The organism is Methanocorpusculum vombati, assembly GCF_026891935.1.
Classification (GTDB): Archaea; Halobacteriota; Methanomicrobia; order Methanomicrobiales; family Methanocorpusculaceae; genus Methanocorpusculum; species Methanocorpusculum vombati.
On sequence record NZ_JAPTGC010000013.1, the window covers coordinates 21,543 to 28,501 of the forward strand.

The 6,959-nt window shown below is 55.0% G+C and carries 9 protein-coding genes; 5 read left to right on the plus strand and 4 right to left on the minus strand.

Features of this window, described 5'->3' with window-relative positions:
* Position 1: 1 nt before the first annotated feature.
* Positions 2–1,162: a TIGR04083 family peptide-modifying radical SAM enzyme gene (locus tag O0S09_RS08530; RefSeq protein WP_268923556.1), complete on the minus strand. Its 1,161-nt coding sequence runs from the start codon at positions 1,160–1,162 to the stop codon at positions 2–4.
* A gap of 62 nt (positions 1,163–1,224) precedes the next feature.
* The gene (locus O0S09_RS08535) at positions 1,225–1,617 is read right to left on the minus strand and encodes an acyl-CoA thioesterase (RefSeq protein ID WP_268923549.1); all 393 of its coding nucleotides are present in this window, start codon (positions 1,615–1,617) and stop codon (positions 1,225–1,227) included.
* A 163-nt stretch (positions 1,618–1,780) separates the two neighbouring features.
* Here O0S09_RS08535 and O0S09_RS08540 point away from each other — a divergent pair, with 163 nt between their 5' ends.
* The 3 genes from O0S09_RS08540 (at position 1,781) to O0S09_RS08550 (ending at position 3,755) form a co-directional block, all read left to right on the plus strand.
* Entirely contained in the window at positions 1,781–2,284 is a 504-nt protein-coding gene (locus tag O0S09_RS08540) for a peptidylprolyl isomerase (RefSeq protein WP_425438242.1), read from the plus strand.
* A gap of 19 nt (positions 2,285–2,303) precedes the next feature.
* Positions 2,304–3,023 carry an SAM-dependent methyltransferase gene (locus tag O0S09_RS08545; RefSeq protein ID WP_268923550.1) on the plus strand — a complete coding sequence of 240 codons (720 nt, stop codon included), beginning with the start codon at positions 2,304–2,306 and terminating at the stop codon, positions 3,021–3,023.
* Between the two features lie 99 nt (positions 3,024–3,122).
* Positions 3,123–3,755, plus strand: coding sequence for a GyrI-like domain-containing protein (locus tag O0S09_RS08550; RefSeq protein ID WP_268923551.1), 633 nt, complete (start codon positions 3,123–3,125; stop codon positions 3,753–3,755).
* Positions 3,756–3,784: 29 nt separating this feature from the next.
* On the opposite strand, the gene hcp is transcribed toward O0S09_RS08550, so the two are convergent.
* Positions 3,785–5,326, minus strand: a complete 1,542-nt coding sequence (hcp, locus tag O0S09_RS08555) for a hydroxylamine reductase (RefSeq protein ID WP_268923552.1) — start codon at positions 5,324–5,326, stop codon at positions 3,785–3,787.
* Between the two features lie 183 nt (positions 5,327–5,509).
* On the opposite strand from hcp, the gene O0S09_RS08560 reads away from it, so the two are divergent.
* Complete coding sequence (locus tag O0S09_RS08560; RefSeq protein WP_268923553.1) at positions 5,510–5,869, plus strand: winged helix-turn-helix transcriptional regulator; 360 nt, start codon at positions 5,510–5,512, stop codon at positions 5,867–5,869.
* A 335-nt stretch (positions 5,870–6,204) separates the two neighbouring features.
* Here the strand turns inward: O0S09_RS08560 and O0S09_RS08565 are convergent, their stop codons facing one another.
* On the minus strand, positions 6,205–6,627 hold the full coding sequence (locus tag O0S09_RS08565) for an InlB B-repeat-containing protein (RefSeq protein ID WP_268923554.1): 423 nt from the start codon (positions 6,625–6,627) through the stop codon (positions 6,205–6,207).
* Here O0S09_RS08565 and O0S09_RS08570 point away from each other — a divergent pair.
* Positions 6,626–6,959: hypothetical protein (locus O0S09_RS08570; protein ID WP_268923555.1), on the plus strand; the 334-nt coding region annotated here is incomplete at its 3' end. The genes O0S09_RS08565 and O0S09_RS08570 overlap by 2 nt on opposite strands.

Genomic DNA, 6,959 nt, shown 5'->3' on the forward strand with positions numbered 1-6,959 from the left:
CTTACTGCTCCACAATCTTTTTGACGAGGGTCATCACACCCGGTTTTGCCTTCCGCCGGACCCGCGACATGCGTGCCGCAGGAGCGGCCGCGGCTGTTCCTGCGGCCATCTCGGCCTCCATCCGGGACGTTATCTCATCAAAGATGCGCTTGTATGCGGTGCAGTGCGGATCGACACCTTCCACCTGCTCCGACGTTCCGGCAAGAGCGTTGTACGGACAGCCGCCGCGACAGTAGGCAATGTGGGCACAGGCACGGCAGGCCGTATCCACATGATCCTTATAGGCAAGCATCCGCTGTCCGGCAGGGGATGCCATCAGCTCATCAATGGACGGCGCGTCATATACCGTTCCCATCACCCACTCAGGCATTCCCACAAACCGGTAACAGGGATAGATTGCCCCGTCAGGGCCCACGGCGAACGTTGTTCCCATACAGTCCGCATACGTACACACACTTCCGCTCCGCGTAAACACGCACCGGCAGAGATCATTGATGTTCATGATCTCAAACTCGTCCGCGTGCAGAAGGGCTTCATCCAGCAGATAGACAAGGAGCTCCCCGTACTCTTCCGGGGAGAGGGTCCACGCGTTCGGGTTGTCACCTTTCAGGGACGGCAGTGCGGGATGCAGCTTCATGACCCATCCCTGCTCGCGGAAGAAGCTGACAATCTCCTCCTTCTGCGCAACCGAGGAGTTGGTGAAGGTACAGATGAACCGGACGAGAAGTCCGTGGGCGGTCGCAATGCGGTATCCGGCCATGGTTCGCGCAAAATACTCGTCGCCGCGCTGATAGTTGGTCAGTGTCTCCGGCCCGTCAATGGAAGAGCCGAGCGGCACCTGATACGCGGCAAGAATCTCCGCAAGTTCATCGGTCATCAGCCAGAGATTCGTCTGCATCGCAAACTCCGGAGACAGATGTGCGAGGCGGGATGTGATCAGCGGCAGGACGGTCCGGTAGAACTCAGGACCCGCAAGCAGCGGCTCACCGCCGTGAAAGGTGAAGGTCACCCGCTGATCCCGCAGCGGCTCCAGCCACCGGACGATCGCCTCAGCGGTTTCTGCGGTCATCTTCGGCGAGTTCACATCCGAACTCCAGCAGTATTTGCACTGTCCGGGACAGCCGAGCGTCGGAATGATCATCACATGGAAGGGATTTTTCATCAGTGACATACTGATTCCCGGCAAAAGATAAGTTTCTATCGGTACAGATTTTCAAAAAAAGTTCATGCAGATAACCGGGCGCGAAGTGCATCCGGAACCGGCATCTTCTCCTCGTGCAGGTAGTCGAAGTACACCAGCACATCCTCTGCTGTTGCGGCAGTATGTCCCGCATCATCAAAGATCGTATGCTGCATCAGAAAACTCGTGTGTTTGATCCCGGTAACCACCGACTCCACCCGCACGACCCCCGGGTAGTAGAGCGGACGCAGATACCGGCAGCCGGTTGCAGCAAGAATCGGGCCGTGGTCGGGGCGGGTGCTTCCCTTCATCAGCCCTGCCTCCTCGCAGACACGGATGCGGGAGGTCTGCACATATCGGAGAATCGCGAGGTTGTTTACATGCCCGAAGGCATCAAGATCGTCCCAGTCGATTTGAATTTCTGTTGCAAGGCGCATGGATTTTCTGCATAGTATCGGCTGCTGAGATAGTTAATTCTGCTGCCATGATGGAATATGAACAAATGACGGATGCGGCTTTGTCCGGAGTAATCATATTCCCCGCTTACCCGCCGGCTGTTTTCGGAAAAAGATCCTGCCGGATCTTTCAGCAGATCCGAACATGGCTGAAAAAATGCTCATATTTATTGCCGTTCCGGTACACCTTGTACTCATGACAAGAGTAAAACTGGAGACAACGCTTGGTGACATCGTCATTGAACTGCGCGACGACATGCCCGTAACTGCAGGCAATTTTGCCGACCTCGTCGGCAAAGGATTCTATGACGGTGTCATCTTCCACCGGGTAATTGACGGATTTATGATCCAGGGCGGCGACCCGACCGGCACCGGTCGCGGCGGACCTGGCTACACCATCAAGGATGAGTTTATGCCCGACAATAAAAACAACCGCGGCACTATCTCCATGGCAAACGCCGGCCCGAACACGGGCGGCAGTCAGTTCTTCATCAACCTCGTCAACAACAACTACCTTGACAAGGCACATCCGGCGTTCGGCACGGTTGTTGAGGGCATGGAAGTTGTTGACGCCATTGGCAAGGTGAAGACGGACTTTGGGGATAAGCCGCTGGAGAAGGTTGCCATCAAGAAGGCAACCCTTCTCTAATGATTACGGCGATACAAAAATGCACTATCCCAAAAGCACAACATACGACGCACAACTGGTAAACGAAAATCTGATGGGGCCCAACTCCCTGAAAATGCTGGAAGAGCTGACCTGCGGCATGGACCTGAAGCCCGGCATGAAGGTGCTGGACCTCGGCTGCGGCAAAGGTCTCACCTCCATCTTTCTGGCAAAGGAGTTTGGCGTAACCGTGTATGCAACCGATCTCTGGATCGGTGCAACCGAGAACTACGAGCGCTTCAAAGACCTCGGACTTGCGGACCGGATCATCCCCATCCATGCGGACGGCAATGATCTGCCCTTTGCGCACAACTACTTCGACACCATCATCAGTGTCGATGCATACTACTACTTCGGCAGGGAGGCAGGATTCATGGATGCAAAACTCGCACCGTTTGTGAAACGGGGCGGCACCATTGCACTGGCTTTCCCGGGATTCAAAGAGGAGATTCATGCACATCTCCCGGACGAAATTCTGCTGTCATGGACGGCAGAAGATATGGAAACCCTGCACAGCTGCGACTGGTGGCGGAGTCTGCTTGCCCGGTCAAAGATGATTCGGATCGAGGCAATCCGTGAGATGGAAGGCTTTGATGAGTGCTGGAATGACTGGCTGAACTGCGGCAATGAATATGCCGTCAATGACCGGCCTGCCATGGAAGCTGGCGCAGGAAAGTACATGAACCTGATCTCCGTTCTCGCCACAAGAACAGCAGACTAAAAGAGGATGCGGGATACTTCCGCAGTTCTCTTCTATTTTTTCGCACTTTCACACCGCGCGGACGCTCCTTCATATGGATGTACCGCAAAGAATGAACTGATGACAGGTAAACACGAGTGGCGCAAAGAGGACAAAGCCCTCTACCTTCCAAAGACAGAACCCGAACTCATAACAATCCCTGCGCAGAAGTTTTTCCAGGTCTCCGGTACCGGAAACCCGAATACCAGTCCCGCATTCGCCGAAAACATCGGCATTCTCTATGCACTGTCCTATGCGGTACGCATGATGCCAAAACAGGGTTATACACCCGAAGGGTTTGAACCCTACACCGTCTATCCGCTGGAGGGTGTCTGGGGTCTTGTGGATCCGGCAACCGGCATCGAAGACAAGAACAACTTTTCCTACACGCTGATGATCCGCCAGCCCGGGTTTGTAACCGAAGAAATTGCCGGACGGGCGGCTGATGCGGTACGGAAAAAGAAGCCGGATGTTGCCGTGGATAAGGCAGTGTTCGGTGAGATGGAGGACGGGCTGTCGGTGCAGATGATGCACACCGGCCCCTACGATGACGAACCGGCGAGTTTTGCACGGATGGCACAGTTCCTTTCCGAACAGAATCTGGAACGGAGAACGCTTCTGCACCGCGAGATTTACCTCTCGGATGCACGGCGGACGTCACCGGAAAAACAAAAAACGGTACTTCGCTGGACAGTCCGGCAGATACCGGAGTGAACACCCGAAAAAGGAAAAAGAGGGGTGTCTCAGATGCAGGACAGTTTTACCAGATCCTCTGCAACCGTTGAGCTCGGCTGAAGACCGAATGTTGTCACCAGAACGTTCAGGACGTCCGGTGAGACAAACTCCGGCAGTGAGGGACCAAGCATGATATTCTTCACGCCGAGGTGCAGCAGGGCAAGCAGGACAAGGACGGCCTTCTGCTCATACCAGGCGATGTTATAGGAGATGGGGAGGTCATTGACACCGCAGCCGAAGGCATCCGCAAGGGCGAGGGCCACGACCACAAGACTGTAGGAGTCGTTGCACTGACCGGCGTCCAGCACGCGGGGGATACCGTCGATGTCGCCGAGCGCAAGAGCATTGTAGCGGTACTTGGCACAGCCTGCGGTGAGGATGATGGTGTCGCGGGGAAGAGCCTTTGCAAACTCGGTGTAGTAGCTGCGGCGCTTGTCGCGGCCGTCACATCCCGCCATGACAACAAATCTCCGGATCTTTCCGCCCTTGATCAGGTCGATGACCTTGGGGGCGAGGGCAAGAACCGCATCATGGGCGCAGCCGGTCAGGAGATCGGGACGGCCCAGTTCCTCCGGAGGGCGGCAGGTCCTGGCAAAGGCGATGAGTGTGGAGAAGTCTTTGCTTCCGTCCGGCCCTGCATCGATGTGGGGACAGTTCGGGAAGCCGACTGCACCGGTGGTGAAGACTTTGTCTGCGTAGGCAGGTGCCGGCGGTACAAGACAGTTGGTGGTGAAGAGAACCGGGCCGTTGAACTTTGCAAAGTCCGTCACCTGTTCCGCCCACGAACCGCCATAGTTTCCGCGAAGGTGCGGATACTTCTTGAATGCCGGATACGCATGGGCCGGCAGCATCTCTCCGTGTGTGTAGATGTCAATTCCTTCGTTCTTCGTTGCCTCAAGCAGCAGGGCAAGGTCTTTGAGATCATGGCCGGTCACGAGAATGCCGGGACGAACGCCCGTACTCGTGGAGACGCGTGTGATCTCCGGAACACCATAGGTCTGGTTCGCAGCATCAAGAAGGGCGAGCACCGTAACACCGTGTCTGCCGCAGTCCAGAACCAGCGCGGTACGCTGATCGATGGTGAGGTTCTCAAACCGTGAGGCGAGGGCATCGCGGATGAACGGGAGAACGGTGTCATCGCTTTTTCCCAGGACCAGCGCATGGGAGTAGTAGGCGGCAAGACCCTTCACGCCGAACAGCAGCAGGGAGAACAGCGAACGGGTGTTCACATCACTGAGAGTATCAAGACCCGCGGGTGCGTCGAAGGCAGGCTCACCTGCTGCAGGAGGCAGGGCGTTGTAATGGGCGGTGATGCAGGAGAGGTATTCCCCAAACCGTACTTCATCGAAGTTGACGTTGGTCAGCGTTGCAAACAGTGCTTCCAGAACACACGGTTCAAGGCTGGTGTCTGCGGCTTTTGCGCGGAAGGCAAGGGCCGAGAGGGAGTAGAGCACACGGTCCTGCGCCCCGGCAACGGTTTTCTTCTTTCCGCAGGCTCCGCCAAGGGTACAGGCGGGCGTTCTTGATTCCTGGCATTGTTGACAGTACATGGATTTCACCTTGGTTTCTTTTTGATAGTAAGTATATTGCCAATACTTCGTAATATAGGAAAAAGTTTCCAAAACCATACCATGGATGATATTGCGGGGCCGGAACGGGGACACGCTGTTATTTTTATCCATGGTATCCTAAAGATACAAAGATAGATACGAATCCACGCCCCATCCTTTTTCATGGATGAGTGCTGCACCGTGAACCTGACCGTCCGGTATCTGACGAAAAAGTGGACGCTGCTGATTATTCTTGAGCTGTTTAAAGGGGAGAACTATACCCGCAGGTTTTCTGAACTGAAGGACCGGCTGCCGGAGATTACGGCGAAGGTCCTTTCCGAGCGGCTGCAGGAACTGGAGGCGGAAGGGATTGTATCAAAAACGGTTGACGCGAGTGTTGTCCCGATACGTTCCGAGTACACGCTGACGGAGAGCGGAATTGAACTGATGGAGGTAGTGCGGGGAATCAAGTACTGGGCGCTGAAGTGGAAGATCGACAACATTCCCTGCGGCAGTCAGGAGTGCAAACTCTGTAAACTCTGATGAGCCAGAAAAGAAGAAGTGATGTGATCCCGCTCAGGGATGAGGCCGGTTCGGTTTACTTGTATCCAGTTTCGGCGGGTATGTCTGGGAGTGTGTATTATAAGGACACAGAATGATTCCCAATGAATGAGGCTTAGGAGTTCATCCAAATGTGTGTGGTATGAAGTCTGGAGTGATGTGTCAAGTCGTCCTGTTTGCGATTCAGGCATACCCTGTGCCTCTGGCTGTACTACCGTCCGGAAAATGAGGGAGGGGAGGGGATCAGGTTCTCCTCCGTACAAGTATTCCTGCTTTGTTTTCAAATATTCAAAATTTCTCAAATAATAAGGAGGGGATCAGGTTCTCCTCCGTACAAGTATTCCTGCCGCAACAAGGCCTGCCAGAATGCCGACAAGCGGGAAGGGTGCCTGTTTGAGTGTGGGGCGTGTTGATTGTATGCTTGTCGGCATCGTGGTGAGAGCAGGTGTCTGAGTTTTGGTAACAGTCAGTTTTTCAGTGACTGTGGTTGTTGATGTTTCTGTGGCGGTCGATGTCGGGGTATTCACCCATTTTGCGTATAATATCAGGTCACCGGGGATGGGGGCTGCAAAATTCCATCGTTTGGTACAGTCCGGATCCTGATACCATCCCGCAAAGATGTACCCGTTCTTTTCGGGTGAGGGGGGACGGGTAACCATATCTCCGTATGAGAGATAGGTCTGCGGCGGTATGAAAGTCCCACCCTGCGTGTCGAAGAGGACACGGAAGGCGTTGTTCATGTTGCCGTCTCCGGAACTCGAGATCCCGGCAGAAGTACGTGTGACGGAAGGAGTTACTGTACCTGTCGGAGGAACGGAGGAGGTCGGGGTGACGGTAACGTTAGAGCTTGGGGTAGGAGTGACGGTGACGTTAGAGCTCGGGGTAGGAGTAACAGTGACGTTAGAGCTAGGGGTAGGAGTGACGGTGACGTTAGATCTCGGGGTAGGAGTGACGGTGACGTTAGAGCTTGGGGTAGGAGTGACGGTGACGTTAGAGCTTGGGGTAGGAGTGACGGTAACGTTAGAGCTTGGGGTAGGAGTGACGGTGACGTTAGAACTCGGGGTAGGAGTGA

Bases quoted from the DNA above. Each gene is read 5' to 3' on its own strand.
- O0S09_RS08530 (WP_268923556.1), bottom strand. From the start codon at position 1,162: ATGAAAAATCCCTTCCATGTGATGATCATTCCGACGCTCGGCTGTCCC.
- O0S09_RS08535 (WP_268923549.1), bottom strand. From the start codon at position 1,617: ATGCGCCTTGCAACAGAAATTCAAATCGACTGGGACGATCTTGATGCC.
- O0S09_RS08540 (WP_425438242.1), top strand. From the start codon at position 1,781: ATGGCTGAAAAAATGCTCATATTTATTGCCGTTCCGGTACACCTTGTA.
- O0S09_RS08545 (WP_268923550.1), top strand. From the start codon at position 2,304: ATGCACTATCCCAAAAGCACAACATACGACGCACAACTGGTAAACGAA.
- O0S09_RS08550 (WP_268923551.1), top strand. From the start codon at position 3,123: ATGACAGGTAAACACGAGTGGCGCAAAGAGGACAAAGCCCTCTACCTT.
- hcp (WP_268923552.1), bottom strand. From the start codon at position 5,326: ATGTACTGTCAACAATGCCAGGAATCAAGAACGCCCGCCTGTACCCTT.
- O0S09_RS08560 (WP_268923553.1), top strand. From the start codon at position 5,510: ATGGATGAGTGCTGCACCGTGAACCTGACCGTCCGGTATCTGACGAAA.
- O0S09_RS08565 (WP_268923554.1), bottom strand. From the start codon at position 6,627: ATGAACAACGCCTTCCGTGTCCTCTTCGACACGCAGGGTGGGACTTTC.